Below are 25161 nucleotides of genomic sequence, written 5' to 3' on the forward strand. Positions count from 1 at the left end.
CCGGCCCGGCTGCTCGCCTCGGTCGCGGCGGCTGGGGCGGTGCACGTGTACCTGCTCACGGCTCCGCTCCCCCACCCGGCGGAGGAGGAGCCTCCGGTCCGGCGGCCGGGGTCCGGCCCGGGCCGGACCCCGTCGGGGCGGTCTCCCTCGGGACAGGCCGGGGACGGTAAGGACGTCTCCCCGGGGGCGGCCCCGGCCCCCGCCGGTTCCGGCGGCGGTGCGCTCCCGGCCGTCCGGGCCGCGCTCGCCGCCGAGCACGCCGCCGTCTACGGCTACGGTGTCGTCGGCGGCCGTGCCGACGAGGACCGGCGCGCCGAGGCACGCCAGGCGTACGACGCGCACCGCGCACGCCGGGAGGTCCTGCGCCGGGCGGTGCGGAAGCTGGGCGGGGTGCCCGAGCCCGCCGCCGCGGCGTACGCCCTGCCGTTCGAGGTCCCGGACGGCGCCGCCGCGGTACGGCTCGCCGCGGAGCTGGAGGAGCGGGTGGCGGCCGTCTACGCCGACCTGGTCCGGGCCGGTACGGGCGGGCTGCGGCGGGACGCCGCGGGCGCGCTGCGGGAGGCGGCGGTCCGCGCGGTGCGCTGGCGCGGCACGGGCGTACCCTTCCCTGGTCTCCCCGAGCGTTCCGCGCAGGCGCCCCCCGGGTCCTCCGGGGACCGCTGACGGCGGGGCGCCGGAGGACCGGGGAAACCGGGGAACCGGACAAGAAGGACCGCGACGGACCGCCGGAGAACCGCTGACACAAGGAAAGGCACGGCTCGGGCATGGCATCGGCTCCGCACCTCGACCCCCCGCAGCGGCTGGTGCGCGCCCTGGGCGCGGACTCCCCCTGGCTGGCGGCCCTCCCCTCCCTGGCGCGTGACGCCCTGGACCGCTGGGAGCTGACGGCCGAGCGGGTGGTGGCACCCGGCGGACGCGGCAGTCTGGTCGTCCTGGTGCGCCGGGCGGACGGCACCCCGGCCGCCCTGAAACTGCGCGCGGCCGGCGCCGGGGCGGAGGCGGCGGCCCTGGCCCGCTGGGACGGGCACGGCGCGGTGCGGCTGCTGGAGGCCGCGCCCGAGGCGGACGCGCTGCTGCTGGAACGGCTGCACGCGGAGGTGTCGCTGCGCTCGCTGCCGGAGGCGAAGGCCAATCTGGAGGCGGTCTCGGCACTGCGCCGGCTGTGGGTGCCCCCGGCGTCCGGCGGCGTTCCGGGCGCCCCGGGCTCCCCCGGCACCGGCTCCGCCCCGCCGGTCCCGGCGCCGTTCACCACCGTGGAGCGGCACACCGGCCGGGCCGTGGACCGGATCCGCCGGCACACGCCGCCACAGGCCCGCTCCCTGGCGGAGGAGGCCCTGGCGGTGCGTTCCGGGCTGCTGGCCGACACTCCCGAGAACCTGCTGCTGCACGGCGACTTCCGGCAGGGCGCGGTGCTCTCCGCGGACCCGGGGCGGGCGCACTGGCTGGCGGCCGGCCCGGATCCGCTGGTGGGCGAGCGGGCCTACGACCTGGCCCGGCTGATCCGCGACCGGCTGCACGACCTGATGGCCGGCTCCGGCGGCGCCGCCCGGACCCGGCGCCGGATCGCCAAACTGGCGGACTCCCTGGAGGTGGACCGCGACCGGCTGCGCGGCTGGAGCCTGTACCGGGCGGTCGAGTCGGGCACCCGGCAGCTCGCCGCCGGCAACCGCGCGGACGGCGAGCTCCTGCTGGAGTTCGCGAGCTGGCTCCGGGACTGAGGCCCGGACCCCTGCCCCGCGGCCCGGGCCTCAGCCGGCCAGTCGCTCCACCGCCGCCTCCACCGGCACCTCCTCGCGCTCGCCGGTACGCCGGTCCCGCAGTTCCACCAGGCCCTGCGCCGCGCCACGGCCCACCACCAGGATCCGCGGCACCCCGATCAGCTCCGCGTCGGTGAACTTCACTCCGGGCGAGACGCCCGTGCGGTCGTCCACCAGTACGCGCACCCCGGCCGCGGCCAGCCGGTCCGCCAGTTCCAGGGCCAGCTCGGTCTGGGCGCCCCTGCCCGCCGCGACGAGGTGGACGTCGGCCGGAGCCACCTCGTCCGGCCAGCACAGCCCCTTGTCGTCGGCCGTCTGCTCGGCGAGCGCGGCCACCGCGCGCGAGACGCCGATGCCGTAGGAGCCCATGGTGACGCGGACGGGTTTGCCGTCCCGGCCCAGCACGTCCAGCCCGAAGGCGTCGGCGTACTTGCGGCCGAGCTGGAAGATGTGGCCGATCTCGATGGCCCGGTCCAGCCGCAGCCCGGCGCCGCAGGACGGGCAGGGGTCGCCCGGCTCGACGGTGGCCACGTCCAGGTACTCGTCGACCTCGAAGTCCCGGCCGCACACCACGTTGCGGGCATGGGTGTCGGGCTTGTTGGCACCGGTGATCCAGGAGGTGCCGGGGGCCACGCGCGGGTCGGCGAGATAGCGGAGGGCGATCCCCGCCAGCCCCTGCGGGCCGACGTAGCCGCGTACCAGGGCGGGGCGGCCGGTGAAGTCCTCGGCGGTGACCAGCTCCACGGTGGCGGGCGCGAGGTGCTCGGCGAGTTTGCCGAGGTCCACCTCGCGGTCGCCGGGCACGCCGACGGCGGTGATCTCCCCGTCCACCTTGACCAGGAGGTTCTTCAGGGTGGCGGAGGCGGGTACGCCCAGGTGCTCGGCGAGGGTCTCGATGGTGGGGGTGCCGGGGGTGTCCAGCTCCTGGAGCGGGGGGTGGCCCAGAGGGTTCCCGGCGGGCTTCAGGGGGAAGGTGACGGCCTCGGTGTTGGCCGCGTAGCCGCAGGAGGGGCAGTCGGCGAAGGTGTCCTCGCCCGCGGCGGCCGGGGCGAGGAACTCCTCGGAGGCCGAGCCGCCCATCGCGCCGGAGACGGCGGAGACGATCCGGTGGTCCAGGCCGAGCCGGGTGAAGATCCGCACGTACGCCTCGCGGTGCAGCCGGTAGGACTCGGCCAGCTCCTCGTCGGAGGTGTCGAAGGAGTAGGAGTCCTTCATCAGGAACTCCCGGCCACGCAGGACGCCCGAGCGCGGCCGGGCCTCGTCCCGGTACTTGGTCTGGATCTGGTAGAGCATCACCGGCAGGTCCTTGTAGGAGGTGCACTGGTCCTTGACGACCTGGGTGAAGATCTCCTCGTGGGTGGGGCCCAGGAGGTAGTCGGCGCCCTTGCGGTCCGTCAGCCGGAACAGCAGCTCGCCGTACTCCGTCCAGCGCCCGGTGGTCTCGTAGGGCTCCCTCGGCAGCAGGGCCGGCAGCAGCACCTCCTGGGCGCCGGCGGCGTCCATCTCCTCGCGGACGATCCGGGTGACGTTCTCCAGGACCTGTTTTCCCAGCGGCAGCCAGGTCCAGATGCCGGCCGCGGTGCGGCGGACGTAGCCGGCGCGGACCAGGAGCCGGTGGCTGAGGGTCTCGGCGTCGGCCGGGTCCTCGCGCAGCGTCTTCAGCATCAGACGGGACATGCGCTGGAGGCGGGCTGCCATGGGGGTCTCCTGCGGACGGAACGGTCGTGCGGGGCGCGTGGGGTGCGCACGGTCCCCGCGGGGTCTGTGTCTTCTCGGCCTTCTCGGCCTTCTCGGTTCTTCTGTGCCTTCGCGGTCCTCGCGGTCCTCGCGGTCCTCGCGGTCCTCGCAGGAGACTACCGGCGCCGCAGCGGCAGCGGCGCACCCATCACCGCGTACGGGCTCGACGCGCTCGGGAACAGCACATGGCGGGCCAGGTCGCGGTAGCCCAGCGAGCGGTACAGGCCGCGGGCCGGGCTCTCGGTGTCGATGGCGGACAGGAGCGAGCGCGGCTCGACGGCCTCGTCGGTGATCCTGGTGATCAGCTCCCGGCCGATGCCGCGCTTCTGGTACGCCGGGTGGACGTGCAGTTCGGTGATGACGAACGCGTCGTCGAGCCACCCCTGGTGCCCGCCCCGCCGCAGATACGGTTCGACGACCGTGGACCACCACTGGGTGCGGTCGTTGGGCATTCCGTACACGAAGCCCACCAGCCGTCCGTCCGGCGCGACGGCGCCCAGGGAGCGGGCGTCGGGGGAGGCCAGGTGCCGCAGCACGATATGGCGGCGCACGCCGATCTCGTCGTCGGTCAGCCCGAAGGCGACCGCCTGGACGGCCAGCGCATCGTCGACCCGGGCGGTGAGGTCAAGGGGGCCCACCACGACGTCATCCATGGTCGTCGACCCTACTGGAGAGCGGCGGAGGAATCAGTGATCATCCCCGCGCCGGGGTCGTCGGTCCGGCCCGGCCCGGCCCGGTTCAGAACAGCACGCTCATGAAGGCCCCGACCTCGCGGAAGCCCACCCGCCGGTACGCGGCGCGGGCCGCGGTGTTGTAGTCGTTGACGTAGAGGCTGACGACCGGGGAGACCTCGGTCAGCGCGTAGCGCAGCACCGCCGCCATGCCGGTGACGGACAGTCCCTCGCCGCGGCGCTCCGGAGCGACCCACACGCCCTGGATCTGGCACGCCTGCGGGGTGACGGCGCCGATCTCGGCCTTGAAGACCACCCGGCCGTCCTCGATGCGGGCGAAGGCCCGCCCGGCGCCGACCAGTTCGGCGACCCGGGCCTGGTAGATCAGCCCGCCGTCCCCGGTGAGCGGGGAGACGCCGACCTCCTCGGTGAACATCGCCACACAGGCCGGCATCAGCACGTCCATCTCGTCCTTGCGGACACGCCGCACGTACGGATCGGGGCGTATGCCCTCGGGCAGCCGGTCGGTGGCCATCAGCGGCTGATGTGCGCGGATCTCGCGGGCGGGCCCCCAGTGCGGTTCCAGCCGGGACCACAGGGCGGCAGTGGGCCCGGCGGGCCCGACGACGGACGAGCAGCGGCGGCCCTGGCGGCGGGCCCGCTCGGCGAAGGCCCGCACCGCCTCCGGGCCGGCGCAGACGGGGACCAGGTTGGCCCCGGAGTAGCACAGTGCCTCCAGCCGGCCGCGGTGGTACCAGCCCCACATCTCGCCGCCGAGCCGCCAGGGGTCCAGGCCGGATCCCCGGACGCGGGCGGCGACGAAGGCGTTGTCGACGGGCTGGCGGTCGAGTACCGCGAGGGCGTCGTCGAGCTCGTGGGGTCCGACGGCGCGGGTGGTGGTCGTCGTCAACACGTGGGGTGCCTCACCATGCGGCCTGGAGGGGTGCGGGAACGATTTCCCGACTGTACCTCCAGGCCGCCGCGGCACCGGAACACCGGCGGAAGTCCGGTCAGCCGACGGAGACCTCCGGCGGCCCGGAGAGCGCGCCGTCCTTCTCCATCTGCTCGGCGATCTTCATCGCCTCGTCGATGAGGGTCTCGACGATCTTCGACTCGGGCACCGTCTTGATGACCTCGCCCTTGACGAAGATCTGGCCCTTGCCGTTGCCCGAGGCGACACCCAGGTCGGCCTCCCGGGCCTCGCCGGGACCGTTGACGACACAACCCATCACGGCCACCCGCAGCGGAACCTCCATGCCCTCCAGTCCCGCGGTGACCTCGTCGGCGAGCTTGTAGACGTCCACCTGGGCCCGGCCGCAGGAGGGGCAGGAGACGATCTCCAGCCGGCGCTGCCGCAGCCCGAGGGACTCCAGGATCTGGATGCCGACCTTGATCTCCTCCACCGGCGGTGCCGACAGGGAGACCCGGATGGTGTCGCCGATGCCCTCGCTCAGCAGGGCGCCGAAGGCGACCGCCGACTTGATGGTGCCCTGGAAGGCCGGACCGGCCTCGGTCACCCCCAGGTGCAGGGGGTAGTCGCAGCGCGCCGCGAGCTGCCGGTAGGCGTTGACCATCACGACCGGGTCGTTGTGCTTGACCGAGATCTTGATGTCGCGGAAGCCGTGCTCCTCGAACAGGGAGCACTCCCACAGCGCGGACTCCACCAGCGCCTCGGGGGTGGCCTTGCCGTACTTGGCCAGCAGCCGCTTGTCCAGCGAGCCGGCGTTGACCCCAATGCGGATGGGGACGCCCGCGTCCGCGGCGGCCCTGGCGATCTCCTTGACCTTGTCGTCGAACTGCCGGATGTTGCCCGGGTTGACCCGCACCGCGGCGCAGCCGGCGTCGATGGCCGCGAAGACGTACTTGGGCTGGAAGTGGATGTCCGCGATCACCGGGATCTGGGACTTCCTCGCGATGACGGGCAGGGCGTCGGCGTCGTCCTGGGAAGGGCAGGCCACCCGCACGATCTGGCAGCCGGACGCGGTCAGCTCGGCGATCTGCTGGAGGGTGGCACCGACGTCCGCGGTGACCGTGGTGGTCATCGACTGCACCGAGACCGGGGCGTCGCCCCCGACGGCCACGGAACCGACCTGGATCTTCCGGCTGGCCCGCCGTTCGGCCAGCTTCGTCGGTACGGACGGCATTCCGAGCGAAATCGCTGTCATCTGGTGTGCAACCCCAAGGTGTGGTTCGAATGCCCCGATCGGCCGCGGGCTCCGGCCTCTGAGATTACGGCACCCGGGAGGGCCCGGGCACATCGTGGTCCGCCTCCCGGCACGGCGTACCGCCTCCCGGCACGGCGGGCCGGGAGGCGGTACGGCGGCGGGTGAACGGACGGCGAACACGGCGCGGCCGGACGCCGCCGCCCCGGCGGTCAGCCGGCGAGGCGGACCGGGTTGACGATGTCGGCGATGAGCACCAGCAGCGTGAAGCAGACGAAGACGCCCGCCACCACGTACGCCACCGGCATCAGCCTGGCCACGTCGAACGGACCGGGGTCGGGGCGTCGCAGGACCCTGGCCAGGCCCCGCCGCACCGACTCCCACAGGGCGCCCGCGATGTGCCCGCCGTCCAGCGGCAGCAGGGGCAGCATGTTGAACAGGAACAGCGACAGGTTGAAGCCCGCGACCAGGAAGAGCATCACCGCCACCCGCTGCTCCGCCGGGATCTCCAGGGCGAAGACCTCGCCGCCGACCCGGGCCGCGCCGACCACGCCCATCGGGGAGTCCTGCTCGCGCTCGGCCCCGGCGAAGGCGGCGTTCCACAGGCCGGGGATCTTCTCCGGCAGCCGCAGCAGGGCCTCCACACCACTGGCCATCATGTCGCCCATCCGGTCGACGGCCTGTGGGAAGGACTGCTGGACGACCCCGGTGGCCGGGGAGAAGCCGAGGAAGCCGGTGGTGACGTACTCGCCCTCGACGTAGCCGCCGCGTCCGTCGGACTTGGCGACCTCGTTCCTCACCAGCTCCGCCTGGAGGACCAGGCGCTCGCCGTCGCGCTCGACGGTCACGGTGGCCGGGCCGATGGTGTCGCGGATGCGCTGCTGGAGCTCGCCCCACTCGGCGACCTCCTCCCCGTCGAACGCGACGATGGTGTCGCCGGGCTCGAGGCCGGCGGCCTTGGCCGGGGAGTCCGGGGCGCTCCCGGGACAGGTGTCGGTCCGCTCCGAGACCCTGATCACGCAGTCGGAGACGGTGGAGACGGTGGTGGTCGTGGTGTTGATGCCGAAGGTCATCAGCGTGGCCACGAAGATCACCACGGCCAGGATCAGGTTCATGAAGGGGCCGGCGAACATCACGATCACGCGCTTCCAGGGCTTGCGCGTGTAGAACAGCCGCTTCTCGTCGCCCGGCTTCAGCTCCTCGAAGGCCGCCGCGCGGGCGTCCTCGATCATGCCCCGGAAGGGCGAGGTGGAGCGTTGCCGGATGGCGCCGTCCTCACCGGGCGGGAACATTCCGATCATGCGGATGTAGCCGCCGAGCGGGATCGCCTTGAGGCCGTACTCCGTCTCGCCCTTCCGCCTCGACCAGATGGTGGGGCCGAAGCCGACCATGTACTGCGGCACGCGGACACCGAACATCTTGGCCGTGGACAGGTGGCCCAGCTCGTGCCAGGCGATGGAGAACAGCAGGCCGAAGACGAAGACGGCTATGCCGAGAAGGGTCATCACCATCGTCATGCGCGTGCCTCCGCTGTCGCCGTGCCGCCTGTGCCGCCTGTGCTGCCTGCCGCGTCCGTCCCGGATGCGGTACGTGCGGCGCGTGCCGCCAGTTCACGGGCCCGGGCGCGGGCCCAGCCCTCGGCGTCGAGGACCTCCTCCAGGGTCAGGCCGGTTCCCTTGGGGGTGCCGTGCTCTCCGACCACTGCGGCGACGGTGTCCACTATGCCGTTGAACGGCAGTCTGCCGGAGAGGAACGCCTCGACGCACTCCTCGTTGGCGGCGTTGAACACCGCGGGGGCGGTGCCGCCCAGCGCGCCGACGTGGCAGGCCAGGGAGACGGCGGGGAAGGCCTTCTCGTCCAGGGGGAAGAACTCCCAGTTCATCGCCTTCGACCAGTCGAAGGCGGGGCCGGCCTCGGGCACCCGGTGCGGCCAGCCCAGGCCGAGCGCGATGGGCAGCCGCATGTCGGGCGGGCCGCACTGGGCGAGGGTGGAGCCGTCGGTGAACTCCACCATCGAGTGAATGTAGGACTGCGGGTGGACGACGACCTCGATGCGCTCGAAGGGGATGTCGTAGAGCAGGTGGGCCTCGATGACCTCCAGGCCCTTGTTGACCAGGGTCGCCGAGTTGACCGTGATGACCGGGCCCATCGCCCAGGTCGGGTGGGCCAGGGCAGCGGTGGGGGTGACGTCCGCCAGCTCCTCGCGGGTGCGGCCCCGGAAGGGACCGCCGGAGGCGGTCACCAGCAGTTTGCGGACCTCGGCCCGGGTGCCGCCCATCAGCGCCTGGAACAGGGCCGAGTGCTCGGAGTCGACGGGGACGATCTGGCCGGGCCGGGCCAGGGCCCGCACCAGCGGACCGCCCACGATCAGCGACTCCTTGTTGGCCAGCGCCAGGGCGCGGCCCGCCGCCAGCGCGGCGAGGGTGGGGCGCAGTCCGATGGAGCCGGTGATGCCGTTGAGGACGGTGTGGCACTGGGAGGCGGCCAGTTCGGTGGCCGCCTCCGGTCCGGCCAGCACCTCGGGCAGCGGCCGCCCCGCCCCGTACCGGGCGCGCAGCGCCGTGCGCAGTTCGCCGGTCCGCGCCGGGTCGAAGACCGCGACGGTGGCCACGTCCAGCCGGTGGGCCTGCTCGGCCAGCAGCTCCACCCGGCCGCCCGCGGCGGACAGCCCGGTGACCCGGAAGCGGTCGGGATTGCTCAGCACCACGTCGACGGCCTGGGTGCCGATCGATCCGGTGGAGCCCAGGATGACGATGTCGCGCGGTCCGTCGGCGGGGGCGGCACCGTCGGGAGCGTCGGCCGGGTGGCTCAGATGCGGGTCGGCCAGCGGGGCGGGGCTTTCGGTCATTCCCCCATTGTGTCCGGTCCGCGGGACGGACGGTGCCGCCCCCGCCCGTCCCGCGCGGCGTCACCCGGTGCGCAGTTCCTCCACCGCCGTGGCGGAGCGCAGGAACAGCAGGGCGAGACCGGTCGCGGCCAGGACCAGTGCCAGCACGCCCGCGCCCTGGAGCGCGAGGTGGTCCAGGGGCACGGGAACGGCGCGTGTGACCCCGGGGACCTCGACGAACCGGCCGTGCTCCTCGAAGGAGGCCAGGTCGTCGCAGACGCCGGGGTCGGCGGCCTCGCACACCCACCGCCCGCCGGCACCCTCGGTCACCTCGGTGCCGAACAGCCCTCGGCCCAGCACGGCGCCCACGGCCGTCGCCAGCAGCACGGCCGGGACCAGCGGGGCCAGCGTCTGCCAGGCCACCGCCCGGCCCAGCACGGAGCGGGGCACACCGGCGGCCGTCAGGGCCGCGTGGGTGCGGCGGCGGGCGACGACGGCCTCCGCCACGGCGACCAGCAGCCCGGCGGCGGCGATCACCAGCGCCACGGCGACGGCCGCGTCCACCAGGTCCATGGTCCTCAGGTAGAAGGGGTCCCCCTCGTACTCGCCCGGTTCCGCCTCACCGGCCGCCCCGGCATCGCGGCGCCACACCTCCGCCCGTGCCCGGTCCACGGCCACGAAGTAGGCGCGCAGTGCCGCCGCTCCCGCTCCGAAGACCACGCAGACCAGCAGCGCGGCCTGGGTGCGGCTGCCGTGCCAGGGGTCGGCGAGCAGCCGCCGGGCGGCCAGCAGCGGGGCCGGGCGCCGGGCGAGGCGGTGCAGCACCCGGCCGGTGGTGTGGGAGATCCAGCCGGCGCCGAGCACCACGCCCAGGGCGGCGAGGAGGCCGCTCGCGAAGAGCAGGAGGGGCACCGCCTCGTCGGGGAGGACATCGGCGCGCAGTCCCGCCCCGGTGGCGAGGAACGCGCCGGTGCCGAGCATCAGCAGGATCCCGGACCACGGCCGCGGGGCCCGCTCCCGCCTCGCCTGCCGGACCACCCCGAACGGGCTCACCACCACGTGGCGCAGCATCGCCGCGGCGACGAGCGCCGCCAGCAGCGGCAGCCCGAGGACGGCGGCGGCCAGCGCGGGGACGGGCGGCAGGACGTCGGTCGGCAGCGGCAGCCTGCCCTGCGCGTCCGGCAGGTGCAGTACCTCGTGTGCGGCCAGGTAGACGGCGAGCGCCGCGGAGGAGCCCAGCAGGCTCGCCACGCCCGTCTCGGCGGCGGCGACGGCCACCGCCTGGCGCGGGGTGGCCCCGGCCAGCCGGATCGCGGCGAGCCGCCGGTCGCGGGCGGGCGCGCCGAGCCGGGCGCACTGCCCGGCCAGGGCCAGCACCGGGATGGTGAGCATCAGCAGGGCGGCGACCACGCCGGGCCGCAGCCCCGGCTCCTGGAGGATCTGCTTGTTGTACTGGTTGTTCAGGGAGACGCCCGCGTCGGCCCGGGGCCCCGGTTCGGGGATGGCCAGCACGTTCAGCGCGGCGTACACCGCCAGGGCGGCGAGCGCGGCGCTGAGCGCGGTGAGCACCACCCGCAGGGCGTCGGTGCGCGTCCCGGCCAGGGCCAGGCGCAGCAGCGCGGCGGGCCTCACCGGCGACCCCCTGCCGTACCGGCCGATATGTCGGCACCGAGGCCGGTGACGTCCACGGTGCCGTCCCGCAGGACGATCTCACGGTCGGCGTAGGCGGCGACCGCGGGCTCGTGGGTGACGAGGACGACGCTGGTGTGCTGCTCCCGGGCGACCCTGGTGAGCTGGCCGAGCAGCCGCTCGCCGGCCAGCGCGTCCAGCGCACCGGTGGGCTCGTCGGCGAAGAGCACCCTCGGCTCGGTGACCAGGGCCCGCGCCGCGGCGCACCGCTGCTGCTGGCCGCCGGACATCGCACCGGGCCTCACGTCGGCGACGTCCGCCACGTCCAGCCGCTCCAGCCAGTTCAGCGCGGCGGTGCGGGCCTCGCGCCGGCCCTTCCCGGCCAGCAGCAGCGGCAGGGCGACGTTCTCGGCCGCCGTCAGCTCCGCGACGAGCTGCCCGAACTGGAACAGCACCCCGAACTCGGTGCGCCGCAGCCGGGAGCGGTCCGCCTCCGAGCGGGCGTCGAGGCGCTGCCCCCCGTACAGCACCTCACCCGCGTCGGGGCGGAGGATGCCCGCCAGGCAGTGCAGCAGCGTGGACTTGCCGCAGCCGCTGGGACCGGTGACGGCGAGGATCTCCGCCTCGGCGAGTTCCAGGGTGACGCCGCGGAGTGCGGGCGTGGGTCCGTAGGACCTCACGAGGCCACGGGCCTGTAGGAGCGTCATGAGCGCACCTCCCGGTGCAGGTCGGCGACGCGCTCCAGCGTGGTCCGCAGCCAGCGCAGGTCGGCGTCGAGGTGGGCGATGGCGAAGTCGGCGGCGACCACGTCGGCCAGGGATGCCTCCGGGTCGGTCTTGACGGCGGTCAGCTCGCGCAGCCGGTCGGTGTGCGCCTGCCGCTGGGCGGTGAGGTAGCCGCGGGCCTGGTCGACGCCGTCCACCAGGAGGGCGACGACGACCTTGGCGAGCAGGGTGCTGCTGACGTACGGGGCCGGGGTCTCGACCGCTCCCAGCCACTCGCGGAGCCTGGCCCGTCCGGTGTCGGTGAGGGCGAACTCGGTGCGGTCCGGCCCGCCCTCGCGGCTCTGGCCCCGCCGCTCCACCAGGCCGTCGCGTTCCAGGCGGCCGAGCGTGCCGTAGACCTGGCCGAAGGCGAGCGGCCTGGCCCTGGGGAAGCGCTGGTCGTGCGTCTTCTTCAAGTCGTAGCCGTGCAGCGGCCCGGCGGCCAGCAGTGCGAGCAGGACATGGGCGGCGGGCGACATGACGCCGACTATTCCCTGAAAGAATAGCCGGCGTCAAGCCGCTCAGCCCGGCGGGCCCGTGCGGCAGGACCGCGGGAAACCCCGTTGCCGCCCCGCCGGGGACGCGCCAGACTGCCGCGGTGCTGATCCGACGCGAGCGCCCCGACGACCTCCCCGCCGTGACCGCCGTGACCGGCGCGGCCTTCGCCGGCCGGGCCCGGACGCCCGTTCCGGTGGAGGTCACCCTGCTGGACGAACTGCGCGGCTGTGACGGGTGGCTGCCCGCGCTGTCGCTGGTGGCCGAGGGCGCGGACGGGAAGGTGACCGGGCATGTGGTGTGCACCCGCGGCCGCGTCGGGGAGCGGCCCGCACTGGGTCTGGGGCCGCTGAGCGTGCACCCCGGTCACCAGCGGCGCGGCGTCGGCTCGGCGCTGGTCCACACCGTGCTGGGTGCGGCCGACGCTCTCGGCGAGCCGCTGGTGGCGCTGCTGGGCGAGCCCGCGTACTACGGCCGGTTCGGCTTCCGGGCGGCCGCGGAGTACGGCATCACCCCGCCCGATCCCGCCTGGGGGCGGTACTTCCAGGTCCGTACGCTGACCGCGTACGGTCCGGAGGACCCCGCACCGCGCGGCACCTTCGCCTACGCCGAGCCCTTCGGCCGGGTGTGAGCGGAAGCACCGTGATCGAGACGCGAAGCGCCCCGTACCACGAGGCCGGCGGCGAACTGCTGGACGTCCACCGGCCCGCCCGTCCGCCGGGCCACGGCGCCGCCCCCACCGTCCCGCCGTGGCACGGCAGAGGCCCGGGCGAGCGGGACGTGCTCGCGCCGCTCGCCCGGGAGGCCGCCGCCCCGGGGCTGGTGGTCGTGGTGCCCGACTGGCGCCCGGACGCGCCCGACGGCGGCTGGGGGCATCCGCGGGCGTCGGTACGGTTCGTCCGGGAGCGGGCGGGCGACTTCGGTGGCGACACCGGCCGGATCGTGCCGACGGGCTGGTCACTGGGCGCGTACCCCGCGCCGAGCGCTGCGGTCCGGCCCGGACTGGTGGACGGGTGGCGGCCCGCGGCGGCCGCCGGGATCGCGGGCCGGTACCTCTGGGAGCGCCCGGAGACGGGCCTGCGGGACCTGCGGGAGGAACTGGCGGCGGAATCGGTCCCCCGGTCCCCGTCCAACTGGTGCACGGCGGCGCCGACGGCATCGCGGCCGTCCACCACTCGCGGGACTTCGTGCCCGTCCTCCGCGGCCGGGGCTGGCCGGTGGCCTGTACCGAGACCGGGTCCGACCACGCGGGCGTGGTGCTGACCGAGTACGACCCCGCTCTGGGGCGCCGCGTCCCGGCCCGGAGCGCGGCGGCCCCGGCCGCCCGTCAGCCGATGCGGCGGTGGACGTCCGGGGCGGTGGACGGGCCCGGAGCGGCCTCGGCGATCCAGGGGCCGGGGACGGACGGGTCCAGAACGCCTTCCTCCAGCCAGGTGTAGACACCGCCGAGCACGCCGCGGACGACCTGGCGGTCGACGTCGTCGGTGTTGGCCCACAGTCGGCCGAAGAGCTCCTCGGCGCGGAGGCGGGCCTGACGGCAGAAGGCGTCGGCGAGCTGGTAGGCGGCACGGCCGTCGGCACCGTCGGCACGCAGCATCTCCGCCCGCACGCAGGCGGCGCTCATCGCGAACAGCTCGGCGCCGATGTCCACGATCCGCCCCAGGAAGGCCTGCCTGCGTTCCAGGCCGCCCTGCCAGCGGGCCATGCCGGCGAAGGTGGCGCGGGCCAGCCGGCGGCAGGCGCGCTCCACGTAGCGCAGATGGACCGCCAGGTCGCGGTGGCCGGCCGGCCGGAACTCCCGGTAGCTGCCGGGCAGCTGCCCCGGACCGGCGAGCAGTGTCGGCAGCCAGCGGGCGTAGAAACCGCCGGCCCGGGCGGCGGCCCGGGCCTTGTCGGCCGGGGAGGCGTCCGGATCGACCAGGTCGCCGGCGACCGACAGATGGGCGTCGACGGCCTCCCGGGCGATGAACAGCCGCATGATCTCCGAGGACCCCTCGAAGATCCGGTTGATGCGCAGATCGCGCAGCAGCTGCTCGGCCGGTACGCCGCGCTCGCCCCGGGCGGCGAGGGAGTCGGCGGTCTCGAAGCCGCGCCCGCCCCGGATCTGGACCAGTTCGTCGGCCATCCGGTACGCCGCCTCCGAGGCGTGGAGCTTGGCGAGGGCGGCCTCGATGCGGATGTCGTTGCGGTCGTCGTCGGCCAGCTGGGAGGAGAGTTCGAGAACGGCCTCCAGGGCGAAGGTGGTCGCGGCGATGAAGGAGATCTTGGTGCCGACGGCCTCGTGGCGGGCGATCGGCCTGCCCCACTGCTCACGGGCCGCGGACCACTCGCGGGCGATCCTCAGGCACCACTTGCCCGCGCCGGCGCACATCGCGGGCAGGGAGAGACGTCCGGTGTTGAGGGTGGTCAGCGCGATCCGCAGGCCGGCGCCCTCGGGGCCGACGCGGTTGGCCGCCGGGACGCGGACCCGGTGGAATCGGGTGACCCCGTTCTCGATGCCGCGCAGGCCCATGAAGGCGTTGCGCCGCTCCACGGTGATGCCCGCGGAGCCGGCCTCGACGACGAAGGCGGTGATGCCGCCGGGGTGCCCCTCACAGGCCGGCACGCGCGCCATGACGACGAGCAGGTCGGCGATGACGCCGTTGGTGGTCCACAGCTTCACGCCGTCCAGGACGTAGCTGTCGCCCTCGGGCACGGCGGTGGTGGCCAGCCGGGCCGGGTCGGAGCCGACGTCCGGTTCGGTGAGCAGGAAGGCGGAGATGTCGGTGGTGGCGCAGCGCGGCAGGAAGGCCTCCCTCTGCTCCTCGGTGCCGAACCGCGCCAGCGGCTGGGGGACGCCGATGGACTGGTGGGCCGAGAGCAGCGCGCCGAGGGCGGGGCTGGCGGAGGCGACCAGGGCCAGTGCCCGGTTGTAGTGGAGCTGGCTCAGCCCCAGGCCGCCGTAGCGCCGGTCGATCTTCATGCCGAGCGCGCCGATGGCCTTGAGTCCCTTGATCACCTCGTCGGGGACGCGGCCCTCGCGTTCGATGCGGGGGCCGTCCACCGAGGTCTCGCAGAACTCCCGCAGCCCGGCGAGGAACTCCTCGCCGCGGCGGGCGGCCGTGGCCCCGGGCCGGGGGTGGGGGTGCACCAGGTCGAGGCGGAGACGGCCCAGGAAAAGCTCCCTGGCGAAGCTCGGCCTGCGCCAGTGCTGCTCCCGGGCGGCCTCGGCCACCTGTCGTGCCTCACGCTCGGAGACGGTCATCTCGGGCTCACCTCGCACTGCCGACGGATGCCGGTCAGCCCTGTTTACCCGTTTGAGGGCTTATGTAACTCATGTCGCTTATCGTAGAACCGGTTACTACCGGCCAGTTGAAGCGCTTCGACGCCCCGACGCGCTGCATCTGGACAGCTAGTGGGGGCCGGTCTAGGGTCGGTCCGCAGATCCACTGTCGAAGCGCTTCACCAATCGCTCCCGCACCGCCTGGAGGACCCGTGGTCACTCTCGCCGAGGTCGCCCGGCACGCCGGGGTCTCCGCCAGCACCGTGAGCTACGTCCTCAGCGGCAAGCGTTCCATCTCGGCCGCCACCCGGGAGCGGGTCGAGGAGAGCATCAGGGAACTGGGCTACCACCCCAACGCGGGCGCGCGGGCGCTGGCCAGCAGCAGGTCGAACATCATCGCGCTGATGATGCCGCTGCGCACCGACATGTACGTGCCGGTGATGATGGAGATCGCGCTGGCCGTCGCCACCACCGCACGCTCCCACGACCACGACGTGCTGCTGCTGACCGGCGAGGAGGGCACGGCCGCGGTACGCCGGGTGGCGGGCAGCGGACTGGCCGACGCGATGATCCTGATGGACGTCGAGCTGGACGACGCCCGGCTGCCGCTGCTGCGCGAGACCGGGCGTCCGGCCGTACTGATCGGCGTCCCCACCGACGCCACCGGGCTCACCTGCGTCGACCTGGACTTCACCGCCACCGGCGCGCTGTGCGTGGAGCACCTGGCCGAACTGGGCCACCGCGATGTCGCGGTCGTCGGCGAGGCGGCCGCCGTCTACGAGCGGCACACCGGCTTCGCCGAGCGGACCCGGGACGGGCTGCGCACCCGCGCCGCCGAGCTGGGCGTGCGGCTGCTGCACCGCCCCTGCGAGGGCAGCTACGCGGCGATGGCCGGGACCCTCGCCCGCATCCTCGACGAGCGGCCCGGCACCACCGGCTTCGTCGTGCAGAACGAGGCCGCCATCGACCCGCTGCTGAGCCTGCTGCGCCGGCAGGGCAGGGCCGTCCCCGAGGACGTCTCGGTGATCGCCGTCTGCCCCGACCAGGTGGCCGCCCAGGCGTCCGTACGGCTGACCTCGGTGGCCATACCGGCTCACGAGATGGGGCGCCGGGCGGTGGAGCTGGTGATGGCCAAGGTGCGCGGCGAGCGGGAGGAGCGGCTCGAGCTGCTGCCGCCCCGGCTGACCGTGCGGGCCAGCTCGGGCCCGGCCCCCGGCCGGCCCTGACCCCCGCCCGTCCCCGCCCGGCACGCCCCGTCCTCCGCCACCAGCCGCAGGAGCACCGTGTCCGCCTCCCCCTCCCTCCCCTCCGCCTCTCCCGTCGGCACCTCCCCCTCCGCCGCCCCGTCCGTCCCGTCCGCCGGGTTCGCCCCGCCGCCCTCGTCGCCGGCGCAGCCCTCCCCCACCCGCGGCACCTTCCGGGTGCTCGGCGGCGCGCTGGAGTGGCGCGGGCGGCAGGAGACCCTGCGGCTGGAGCCCTGGGGGCCGGACGCCGTACGGGTACGGGCCCGGCTGGGCGGCCCCGTCCTGGCCGGGCTGCCGGGCGCGCTGCTGGCCGAACCGCCGCCGGGGGCCGCGGCCGAGATCCGGACCGAGCCCGGGTACGCCGTGCTGACCTGCGGCGCGATCACCGCCGTGGTGAGCGCCGAGGGCATGGTCCGCTTCCTGCGCACCGACGGCGGCGCCGAGCTGCTGACGGAGGACCGCGCCCACTTCTGGTGGCCCGGCTCCCGGCTGCACACCGCCACCGGCAACGGCTACCACCGTCTGGAGCAGCGCTTCGCCGCGTACTCCGGCGAGCGGCTGTACGGCCTGGGCCGGCACCAGCACGGGCTGCTGGACCAGAAGGGCACGGTGCTCGACCTCGTCCAGCGCAACGCCGAGGTCTCCATCCCGGTCCTGACCTCCTCCCGCGACTACACCCTGCTGTGGAACAGCCCGGCCGTCGGCCGGGTGGAGCTGGCGCACAACGGCACCCGCTGGGTCGCCGACTCCGCCCGCCAGATCGACTACTGGATCACCGCCGGGAACCCGGCCGACGCCCAGCGCCGCTACTCCGCGGCCACCGGCCGCACCCCGAGGCTGCCGGAGTGGGCGGCCGGCTTCTGGCAGTGCAAGCTGCGCTACCGCACCCAGGAGGAGCTGCTGTCGGTGGCCCGCGAGTACCGGCGGCGCGGCCTGCCCCTCTCGGCGATCGTCTGCGACTTCTTCCGCTGGACGCACCTGGGCGAGTGGCGGTTCGACCCGGAGCAGTGGCCCGATCCGGCGGCGATGGTCAAGGAACTGGACGAGCTGGGGGTCAAGCTGGTGGTCTCGGTGTGGCCGTCGGTCTCCCCGCTGAGCGAGAACCACGGGCCGATGGAGCACGCCGGGCTGTTCATCGGCACCGAGTACGGGCCGCTGGCCCACGCCGACTGGCCCGACAAGGGGGTGGCCGAGCCCGTCCAGGTCGCCTTCTACGACGCCACCGACCCCGAGGCCCGCGACTTCGTGTGGTCCCGTCTCCGGGAGAACTACCTCGCGCACGGCGTCACGGCCTTCTGGCTGGACGCCGGCGAACCGGAGCTGCGGCCCGGCTTCTCCGCCAATCTCCGCTACCACGCCGGCCCGGGCCTGGAGGTGGGCAACCTCTACCCGCGCGAGAACGCCCGCACCGTCCACGACGGCCTGGCCGCCGAGGGGGAAACGGAGATCATCACCCTCAACCGGTCGGTCCGGGCCGGGGCCCAGCGCTACGGCGCCGCCCTGTGGTCCGGTGACATCGGCACCGACTTCGCCACCCTGCGCCGCCAGCTCGCGGCCGGGCTCAACACCGCGCTGTCCGGCATCCCCTGGTGGAACACCGACATCGGCGGCTTCCACGGCGGCGATCCCGGGGACCCGGCGTACCGCGAGGTGATGGTGCGCTGGTTCCAGTTCGGCGCGTTCTCCCCGCTGATGCGGCTGCACGGCTTCCGCGAGCCCGGCACGCCGCTGGGGCCGGAGATGACGGGCGGCCCCAACGAGGTGTGGTCCTACGGGGCGGAGGCCGGGGAGATCATGGCGGCGTATCTGCGGCTGCGCGAGCGGCTCCGGCCGTATGTGCTGGCGCAGATGCGCACCGCGCACACCGAGGGGCTGCCGCCGATGCGGCCGCTGTTCCTGGAGTTCCCCGGTGACCCGGCCGCCTGGGAGGTGGCCGACGCCTTCCTGCTCGGGCCGGACCTGCTGGTGGCGCCGGTGCTGGAGGCGGGCGCCCGGGAGCGCACCGTCCACCTTCCGTCGGGCGCGGAGTGGGCGGACGCCTGGACCGGCGAGGCGTACCCGGGGGGGCGGGCCCGTCACCGTGCCCGCCCCGCTGGAGCGGATCCCGCTGTTCCTGCGGGACGGCGCCCGGCTGCCGGTCCGGGAGGACGCGCCGGCGCGGCACCAGCGGCACTAGGTGTGCCGTCCGCGGGGGGACGGCACGAGGGCGCCCGGATTGATAGGCAAGCGCCCACTTGCCTATCGTGGGGGTCATGGCGGAGGATGTCTTCAAGGCGCTGGCCGACCCCACCCGTCGGCGCATCCTCGACGAGCTGGTGGAACGGGACGGCCAGTCGCTGTTCGAGATCTGCGCGCGGCTGGCGGCCAAGCACGGTCTGGGGCTCTCCCGTCAGGCGGTCAGCCAGCACCTCGCCGTACTGGAGGCCGCGGACCTGGTCCGCACCCGGCGCCAGGGCCGCTACAAGTTCCACGACCTGAACACCGAACCGCTTGAGCGCATCGTGACCCGGTGGCTCAGGCCCGAATCGCCGGAGAGCGGCCCATGAGAATCCATCTGTCCAGTGTCCACGTCGACGACCAGGACAAGGCCCTGCGCTTCTACACGGAGGTGCTGGGTTTCCGGAAGAAGACCGAGGTCCCGCTCGGCGAGCACCGGTGGCTGACCGTCGTCTCGCCGGAGGACCCCGACGGCACCGAGCTGTCGCTGGAGCCCGACGACCACCCCGCCGTCGGGCCGTACAAGACGGCGCTGGCCGGCGACGGCATCCCGGTCACCTCCTTCGCCGTGGAGGACGTGCACGCCGAGTTCGACCGCCTGCGGGGGCTCGGGGTGCGCTTCACTCAGGAGCCGCTGGAGATGGGCCCGGTCACCACCGCGGTACTGGACGACACCTGCGGCAACCTGATCCAGATCGCCCACTACGCGTGAGCCCCGCCCGTCGGGGGCCTTCCGCCGCTGTCCGCCACGGGGGCGGGTTCAGCCCTTGACGGCGCCGGTGGGCATCCCCTTGCGGAAGTGCTTCTGGACGAAGGGCGAGAGCACGGCGACCGGCAGCAGGGCCAGCACCATGACCGCCGTCTGCACCGACGGGGCATGGAGCTGGCCGGTGTTGACGGTCTGGGACATGCCCACCGGCCGCTGGCCCTCCAGGACGATCTGGTTGAGCACCACCTGGAGCGGCATCTTCGTCCGGTCGTCGAGGTAGATGGCGGCAACCCTTCGTGGCGACACGTCGGTGGGGGTGTCGGTGGGGGCGTCGCGGCGGCACGAGGGGGCGCGGGGTGGCACGGGGTGGCGCGGGACGACGGGAGAGTAGACGGCGGTGTTCCACCGGCCGGGCATGTCGGTCGAAGCGCTTCGATACTGCGCCGAGATCAGGTGGGAGGGGTGCACCGCGCAAGAGTCGGCGCGGAGAAACGCCGGGCCCTCATATGCCTTGCGGAAGCAGGCAGTCGAGCGGCACAACCGGTTGTTGCCGTTCGGTGTCTTGACACCCACTCTTACTCGCCACAGCATCGAAGCGCTTCGAATAGTGGACCGCTCAACCGCCGCGCCCGGAGGGACCCGCCACCCGTGAGCACCCACCAGCCGCTCTTCCGCGACCCCCGGGCGCCCGTCCGCGAGCGCGCCCGGGACCTGCTGGAGCGGCTCACCCCGGACGAGCGCGTCGCGATGCTGCACCAGTTCGCCCCCGCGGTGGAACGCCTCGGCCTGGCCGCCTTCCGCACCGGTCAGGAGGCGCTGCACGGGGTGGCGTGGGCGGGTCCGGCGACCGTCTTCCCGCAGGCGGTGGGGCTGGGCGCGACCTGGAACGACGAGCTGGTGCGGCGGGTCGGCGAGGCGGTGGGCCGCGAGGCGCGCGCGATGCGGGCCCGCGATCCGCGTGTCGGGCTCAACATCTGGTCCCCCACCGTCAACCTGCTGCGCCACCCGCTGTGGGGCCGCAACGAGGAGGGCTACTCCGAGGACCCGCGCCTGACCGCCGCGCTGGCCACCGCGTACACCCGCGGTCTGCGGGGCGACGACCCGGTGCGCTGGCGCACCGCCCCGGTGCTCAAGCACTGGCTGGCGCACAACAGCGAAACCGAACGGGACACCTCCTCGGTGTCGGTGCGGCCCCGGGTGCTGCACGAGTACGAGCTGCCCGCCTTCCGCGGCCCGGTCGCCGCGGGCGCGGTGGCCGGGGTGATGCCCGCGTACAACCTGGTCAACGGCCGGCCCAACCATCTCTCCCCGCTGCTGGCCGAGCAGTTGCGCACCTGGTGCGACCACGACCTGGTGATCTGCTCGGACGCGGGCGCCCCCGGCAACCTGGCCGGCTCCCAGGGGTACTGCGGCACCCACGAGGAGGCCGTCGCCGCCGCCCTGCGCGCCGGGGTGGACAGCTTCACCGACCACGGCGAGGACCCCGCCCCCACCCTCGCCCGGGTGCGCGGCGCGCTGGAGCGCGGGCTGCTGAAACAGGACGACGTCGACACGGCGGTGCTGCGGCTGCTGGCGATGCGCTGCGCGCTGGGCGAGTTCGACCCGGAGCCGCCCGGCGGCGAGGATGCCGGGACCGCCGGGACCGCCGGAAACACAGCCGGAGCCGCGTTCGACACCCCCGGACACCGTGCGCTGGCCCGCGAGGCCGCCGAGCAGGCGGTCGTCCTGCTGAAGAACGACGGCCTGCTGCCGCTGGCCGGGGGCACCCGGGTGGCGGTCGTCGGGCTGCTGGCCGACGAGTGCAAGCTGGACTGGTACAGCGGCACCCTGCTGCGCCGCTCCACCCCGCTGGACGGGCTCCGCGAACGGTTCGGCGCCGACCGGGTGACGTACGCCGAGGGCTCCGACCGGGTGCGGCTGCGCTGCCGGGACGGCTGGCTGTCCGTACCGCCCTCCCCGCCGGGGCCGGCCGGCGGGGAGGGCGGTGACGGCGGTACGGCGGCGGGGACGCTGGACCCGGCACTGCGGCGGGGCCGCACCGATCTGCCGCCCCTGACGGTGACCGCCGAGCCCGGGGCGGCCGCGGAGTTCGCCCTGGCGGACTGGGGCGGCGGGGTGCTGACCCTGCGCGCGGCGGACGGCCGCTGTCTGTCGGTCGCCGAGGACGGCCTGCTGCGCGCCTCGGCGGAGCAGCCGGGCGGCTGGGTGGTCCGGGAGACCTTCGAGCTGCGCCCGTACCGCGGCGGGCGGCTGCTCTGGCACCGGGGCACGGGCCGGTACGTGACGGCCCCCGCGGACGGTGCCCGCCTCGCCCGGGACCGCGAGGCGGGCACCACCTTCACCCTGGAGACCGTCGAACGCGGCACGGACGCGGTGGCGGACACCGCCCGGGACGCCGACGTGGTCCTCGTCGTCGCGGGCAACGACCCGCACATCGGCGGCCGGGAGACCGAGGACCGCACCACCCTCGCCCTCCCTCCGCAGCAGGACCGGCTGTGGCGGGCGGCCCGCGCCGCCAATCCGCGCACCGCCCTGGTGCTCGTCTCCTCCTACCCGTACGCGGTGCGGGAGGCCGACGCCGCCCTGCCCGCCCTGCTGTGGACGGCCCACGGCGGGCAGGCCGCCGGGCAGGCCCTGGCCGCCGTGCTGACCGGCGACGTCCCACCGGGCGGGCGGCTGCCGCAGACCTGGTACGCCCGCGACGCGGACCTTCCCGGGCTGCTGGACTACGACATCATCGGCGCCCGCACCACCTACCTGTACTTCGGCGGCACCCCGCTCTACCCCTTCGGCCACGGCCTGTCGTACACCTCCTTCGCCTACGGCCCGCTGACGGCCGGACACGACGGCGGGACGCTGACCGCCCGCTGCGCGGTGACCAACACCGGGCACGCGGCCGGCGACGAGGTCGTTCAGCTCTACACCCGGGCGGTCGGGGTGGCCGGGCCCGAGCTGCCCCGCCCCCGCCGCGCCCTGGCCGCCCACCGCCGGATCCGCCTGGCCCCCGGGCAGACGGCACAGGTGGAGTTCGCCGTCCCGCTCGCCGACGCGCTCGGCTGCTGGGACGTCGCCCACGGCCGCTGGACGGTGACCCCGGGCACCTACGGGATCGACGCCGGCTCCTCCAGCACCGACCTGCGCACCACGGCGGTCGTCCGGGTGGACGGGGAGCCGCCACGGCCGCGGTCGGTGGCGGACCTGCGGGCCGCCGACTACGACGAGCAGCACGGCACCGAACTGGTGGACCTGACCCGGGAACGCGGCGACGCGGTCGCCACGGCCGGCCTGGGCCCGGGTGAACTGGTCTTCCACGCGTGCGACTTCCGCTCCCGCCCCACCACCGTCACCGTGACGGCCGCCCGCGCGGAGCCGGGCGAGGCGGAGATCGCCCTGCACCTGGACGACCCGGGCGGCGACCGGCTGCTGGCCTCGCTCACCGTCCCCGCCACCGGCGACCGCCACGCGTACACCACCGTGCGGGCCGAACTGCCCGATCCCCCCACGGGCGTACGCGGCCTGCTGGCCGTCCTGCACGGCCCCGTCAGACTGGCCCGCCTGGGCTTCGGCGGCCCCTCGTCCGCCGAATCCCCCTGACGACAGGCGGACCACGCCGCGTCCCGGCCCGATGGGGGCCGGCCGGGCCGCGGCGGCCCTTCCGGGCACGCCGCACGCCCCGCCGTCACACCGGCCGGATACGGTTCGGGGCACCGTCCGCCGCCCCGTGGAGGCGCCCATGAGCCGGGACGTCCCTCTGCTGCCCGTGCCCGCGCGCCTCGGTCCGCTCGCCGAACTGCCCGACTGGTCGCCCGGCCCGGTCGGCGGCGTACACCGCGAACAGGCAGGCGACGGCGGGCATGTCGGAACCGGCCGTCCTGGCCGCCACCGAGCACAGCCCGGTGGCGGCCAGGACGGTGTGGCCGGGGCCCGGCGGCCCGGGGCGCTGGTGGCGGGGCCGGCCGGCACGGCCCCCGGCGGGCCGGCCCCGGCCCGCCCGTCAGAGCCTCACAGTTCCAGGCCGGTGAGGACCATCACCCGCTCGTAGGTGTAGTCCTCCATGGCGAACCGCACGCCCTCGCGCCCGGTGCCGGACTCCTTGGTGCCGCCGTAGGGCATCTGGTCCGCCCGGTAGGAGGGCACGTCGCCGATGATCACGCCGCCGACCTCCAGGGCTCGGTGGGCGCGGAAGGCGGCCTGCACGTCGTGGGTGAACACGCCCGCCTGCAGGCCGTACTTCGAGTCGTTGACCGCCGCGAAGGCGGCCTCCTCGTCCTCGGCGGAGGCGAGGGTCAGCACCGGGCCGAAGACCTCCTCGCAGGAGATCCGCACGTCGGCGGGCACGTCGGCGAGGACGGTGGGCGCGTACGCGGCACCGTCCCGCTTGCCGCCGGTCAGCAGCTTCGCCCCGGCGGCGACCGCCTCCTCCACCCAGGACTCCACCCGCCGGGCGGCGTCCTCGCTGATCAGCGGGCCGACGTCGGTGGCCTCGTCCGAGGGGTCGCCGGTGACCTGCGCCTCGACCGCCTCGATCACCCTGGGCACCAGCCGGTCGTACACCGAGGCGTCGGCGACGACGCGCTGGACGGAGATGCAGGACTGGCCGCCCTGGTAGTTGGAGAAGGCGGCGATGCGCCGCGCGGCGAAGTCCAGGTCCTCGTCCGAGGACCAGTCGGCCAGCACCACGGCCGCGCCGTTGCCGCCCAGTTCCAGGGTGACACGCTTGCGGGGCACGGAGTCCAGGATGGACCAGCCGACCGGCCCGGAGCCGGTGAAGGAGATCACCGGCAGCCGCTCGTCGGCCACCAGGGACGGCATGCGGTCGTTGGGGACGGGCAGCACCGACCAGGAGCCGGCGGGCAGGCCGGTCTCGGCCAGCAGTTCGCCGATGAGCAGCCCCGACAGCGGGGTGGCCGGGGCGGGCTTGAGGATGATCGGTGTGCCGACGGCGATGGCCGGGGCGACCTTGTGGGCGCACAGGTTGAGGGGGAAGTTGAACGGCGCGATGCCCAGCACCGGTCCGCGCGGGAAACGGCGGGTCAGGGCGAGGCGTCCGGTGCCGCCCGCGTCGGAGTCCAGCCGCTGGGCGGTGCCGCCGTTGAAGCGGCGGGCCTCCTCGGCGGCCCAGCGGAAGACCGAGACACAGCGGCCGACCTCGCCGCGGGCCCACTTGACGGGCTTGCCGTTCTCGGCGGAGATCAGCCGCGCGATCTCCTCGGTGCGCTCGGTCAGCCGCCGCGTGACATGGTCCAGGGCCGCGGCGCGTACGTGCGCGGGGGTGGCGGCGAACTCGGCGGCCACCGAAGCGGCGGCGGCCACGGCCTGCTCGACCTGGTCCTCGGTGGGGACGGCGACGGTGCCGACGGTGCGGCCGTCCCAGGGCGAGGTGACCGTGAGGGTCTCGTCGCCGGTCGCCTCGCGGCCGGCGAGCCAGAACGCGTGCGGAGAGGTGGCTGTGGTCACTGCGTATCCCGGCCCTTCCGAGGTGGTGGTCCGACGTGGTGGTCCGTCGTGTGGAGCGGCGAAGGTGTGGAGGCGCGCGGTCGGGACGCGCCGGGAACCGGCGGTGGCGCACGGGTGCACGGTCGGCGCTCCCGCCTCCACCGTAGGGGCCGTACCTGCGCGGGGCTGTTGTCCAGCGTGTAGCAGTGGGGTGTTTCCCCGCTACGTTTCGGCGGGGCGGGCGCGGCCGA

The 25161-nt window shown here is 74.7% G+C and carries 18 protein-coding genes and 3 pseudogenes; 9 read left to right on the plus strand and 12 right to left on the minus strand.

What is annotated here, in order from left to right; translation table 11 throughout:
* Positions 1-219 precede the first annotated feature (219 nt).
* Both CUT44_RS05565 and CUT44_RS05570 read left to right on the plus strand, forming a co-directional pair.
* A pseudogene (locus tag CUT44_RS05565) lies at positions 220-663 on the plus strand (ferritin-like domain-containing protein); the annotation flags it as partial.
* Between the two features lie 101 nt (positions 664-764).
* Positions 765-1718, plus strand: coding sequence for an aminoglycoside phosphotransferase family protein (locus CUT44_RS05570; protein WP_100201033.1), 954 nt, complete (start codon positions 765-767; stop codon positions 1716-1718).
* Between the two features lie 30 nt (positions 1719-1748).
* Here CUT44_RS05570 and CUT44_RS05575 read toward each other — a convergent pair whose 3' ends face one another.
* The 9 genes from CUT44_RS05575 to CUT44_RS05615 form a co-directional block, all read right to left on the minus strand.
* Positions 1749-3455: a proline--tRNA ligase gene (locus CUT44_RS05575; protein WP_100201034.1), complete on the minus strand. Its 1707-nt coding sequence runs from the start codon at positions 3453-3455 to the stop codon at positions 1749-1751.
* A 155-nt stretch (positions 3456-3610) separates the two neighbouring features.
* A complete protein-coding gene (locus tag CUT44_RS05580) occupies positions 3611-4147 on the minus strand; it encodes a GNAT family N-acetyltransferase (protein ID WP_100201035.1) in 537 nt (178 codons plus the stop codon).
* An 85-nt stretch (positions 4148-4232) separates the two neighbouring features.
* Positions 4233-5078 (minus strand): GNAT family N-acetyltransferase, encoded by an 846-nt coding sequence (locus tag CUT44_RS05585; RefSeq protein WP_100201036.1) that lies wholly within the window; start codon positions 5076-5078, stop codon positions 4233-4235.
* Between the two features lie 97 nt (positions 5079-5175).
* Positions 5176-6330 carry a flavodoxin-dependent (E)-4-hydroxy-3-methylbut-2-enyl-diphosphate synthase gene (gene ispG / locus CUT44_RS05590; RefSeq protein ID WP_100201037.1) on the minus strand — a complete coding sequence of 385 codons (1155 nt, stop codon included), beginning with the start codon at positions 6328-6330 and terminating at the stop codon, positions 5176-5178.
* 209 nt (positions 6331-6539) lie between these two features.
* Entirely contained in the window at positions 6540-7844 is a 1305-nt protein-coding gene (locus CUT44_RS05595) for a M50 family metallopeptidase (RefSeq protein ID WP_100201038.1), read from the minus strand.
* Positions 7841-9175 (minus strand): 1-deoxy-D-xylulose-5-phosphate reductoisomerase, encoded by a 1335-nt coding sequence (dxr, locus tag CUT44_RS05600; protein ID WP_100201039.1) that lies wholly within the window; start codon positions 9173-9175, stop codon positions 7841-7843. The genes CUT44_RS05595 and dxr overlap by 4 nt, the downstream gene beginning before the upstream one ends.
* A 60-nt stretch (positions 9176-9235) precedes the next feature.
* On the minus strand, positions 9236-10786 hold the full coding sequence (locus CUT44_RS05605) for a hypothetical protein (RefSeq protein ID WP_100201040.1): 1551 nt from the start codon (positions 10784-10786) through the stop codon (positions 9236-9238).
* Positions 10783-11490 carry an ABC transporter ATP-binding protein gene (locus CUT44_RS05610; protein WP_100201041.1) on the minus strand — a complete coding sequence of 236 codons (708 nt, stop codon included), beginning with the start codon at positions 11488-11490 and terminating at the stop codon, positions 10783-10785. The genes CUT44_RS05605 and CUT44_RS05610 overlap by 4 nt, the downstream gene beginning before the upstream one ends.
* Positions 11487-12026 carry a PadR family transcriptional regulator gene (locus tag CUT44_RS05615; protein ID WP_100201042.1) on the minus strand — a complete coding sequence of 180 codons (540 nt, stop codon included), beginning with the start codon at positions 12024-12026 and terminating at the stop codon, positions 11487-11489. Before CUT44_RS05615 ends, CUT44_RS05610 begins: the two co-directional genes overlap by 4 nt.
* Before the next feature lie 119 nt (positions 12027-12145).
* Here CUT44_RS05615 and CUT44_RS05620 point away from each other — a divergent pair, with 119 nt between their 5' ends.
* Both CUT44_RS05620 and CUT44_RS05625 read left to right on the plus strand, forming a co-directional pair.
* A complete protein-coding gene (locus CUT44_RS05620) occupies positions 12146-12673 on the plus strand; it encodes a GNAT family N-acetyltransferase (protein WP_100201043.1) in 528 nt (175 codons plus the stop codon).
* A gap of 11 nt (positions 12674-12684) precedes the next feature.
* Positions 12685-13305: an alpha/beta hydrolase gene (locus CUT44_RS05625; RefSeq protein WP_100201044.1), complete on the plus strand. Its 621-nt coding sequence runs from the start codon at positions 12685-12687 to the stop codon at positions 13303-13305.
* A 64-nt stretch (positions 13306-13369) separates the two neighbouring features.
* Here the strand turns inward: CUT44_RS05625 and CUT44_RS05630 are convergent, their stop codons facing one another.
* Entirely contained in the window at positions 13370-15286 is a 1917-nt protein-coding gene (locus CUT44_RS05630; protein ID WP_100201045.1) for an acyl-CoA dehydrogenase family protein, read from the minus strand.
* Between the two features lie 230 nt (positions 15287-15516).
* Here CUT44_RS05630 and CUT44_RS05635 point away from each other — a divergent pair, with 230 nt between their 5' ends.
* The 4 genes and pseudogenes from CUT44_RS05635 (at position 15517) to CUT44_RS05650 (ending at position 19477) form a co-directional block, all read left to right on the plus strand.
* Positions 15517-16530, plus strand: coding sequence for a LacI family DNA-binding transcriptional regulator (locus CUT44_RS05635; protein ID WP_100201046.1), 1014 nt, complete (start codon positions 15517-15519; stop codon positions 16528-16530).
* Positions 16531-16725: 195 nt separating this feature from the next.
* A pseudogene (locus tag CUT44_RS05640) lies at positions 16726-18724 on the plus strand (glycoside hydrolase family 31 protein).
* A 76-nt stretch (positions 18725-18800) separates the two neighbouring features.
* Positions 18801-19094, plus strand: coding sequence for an ArsR/SmtB family transcription factor (locus CUT44_RS05645; RefSeq protein WP_100201047.1), 294 nt, complete (start codon positions 18801-18803; stop codon positions 19092-19094).
* Positions 19091-19477: a VOC family protein gene (locus CUT44_RS05650; protein WP_100201048.1), complete on the plus strand. Its 387-nt coding sequence runs from the start codon at positions 19091-19093 to the stop codon at positions 19475-19477. Before CUT44_RS05645 ends, CUT44_RS05650 begins: the two co-directional genes overlap by 4 nt.
* A gap of 48 nt (positions 19478-19525) precedes the next feature.
* On the opposite strand, the pseudogene CUT44_RS33845 reads toward CUT44_RS05650, so the two are convergent.
* Positions 19526-19762 (minus strand): annotated as a pseudogene (locus CUT44_RS33845) (carbohydrate ABC transporter permease); the annotation flags it as partial.
* Positions 19763-20122: 360 nt separating this feature from the next.
* Here CUT44_RS33845 and CUT44_RS05660 point away from each other — a divergent pair.
* The gene (locus tag CUT44_RS05660) at positions 20123-23068 is read left to right on the plus strand and encodes a glycoside hydrolase family 3 C-terminal domain-containing protein (RefSeq protein WP_100201050.1); all 2946 of its coding nucleotides are present in this window, start codon (positions 20123-20125) and stop codon (positions 23066-23068) included.
* A 408-nt stretch (positions 23069-23476) separates the two neighbouring features.
* Here CUT44_RS05660 and CUT44_RS05670 read toward each other — a convergent pair whose 3' ends face one another.
* Positions 23477-24931: an aldehyde dehydrogenase family protein gene (locus tag CUT44_RS05670; RefSeq protein ID WP_100201052.1), complete on the minus strand. Its 1455-nt coding sequence runs from the start codon at positions 24929-24931 to the stop codon at positions 23477-23479.
* Between the last annotated feature and the right edge of the window lie 230 nt (positions 24932-25161).

Source organism: Streptomyces carminius, assembly GCF_002794255.1.
In the GTDB taxonomy this organism is placed as follows: domain Bacteria; phylum Actinomycetota; class Actinomycetes; order Streptomycetales; family Streptomycetaceae; genus Streptomyces; species Streptomyces carminius.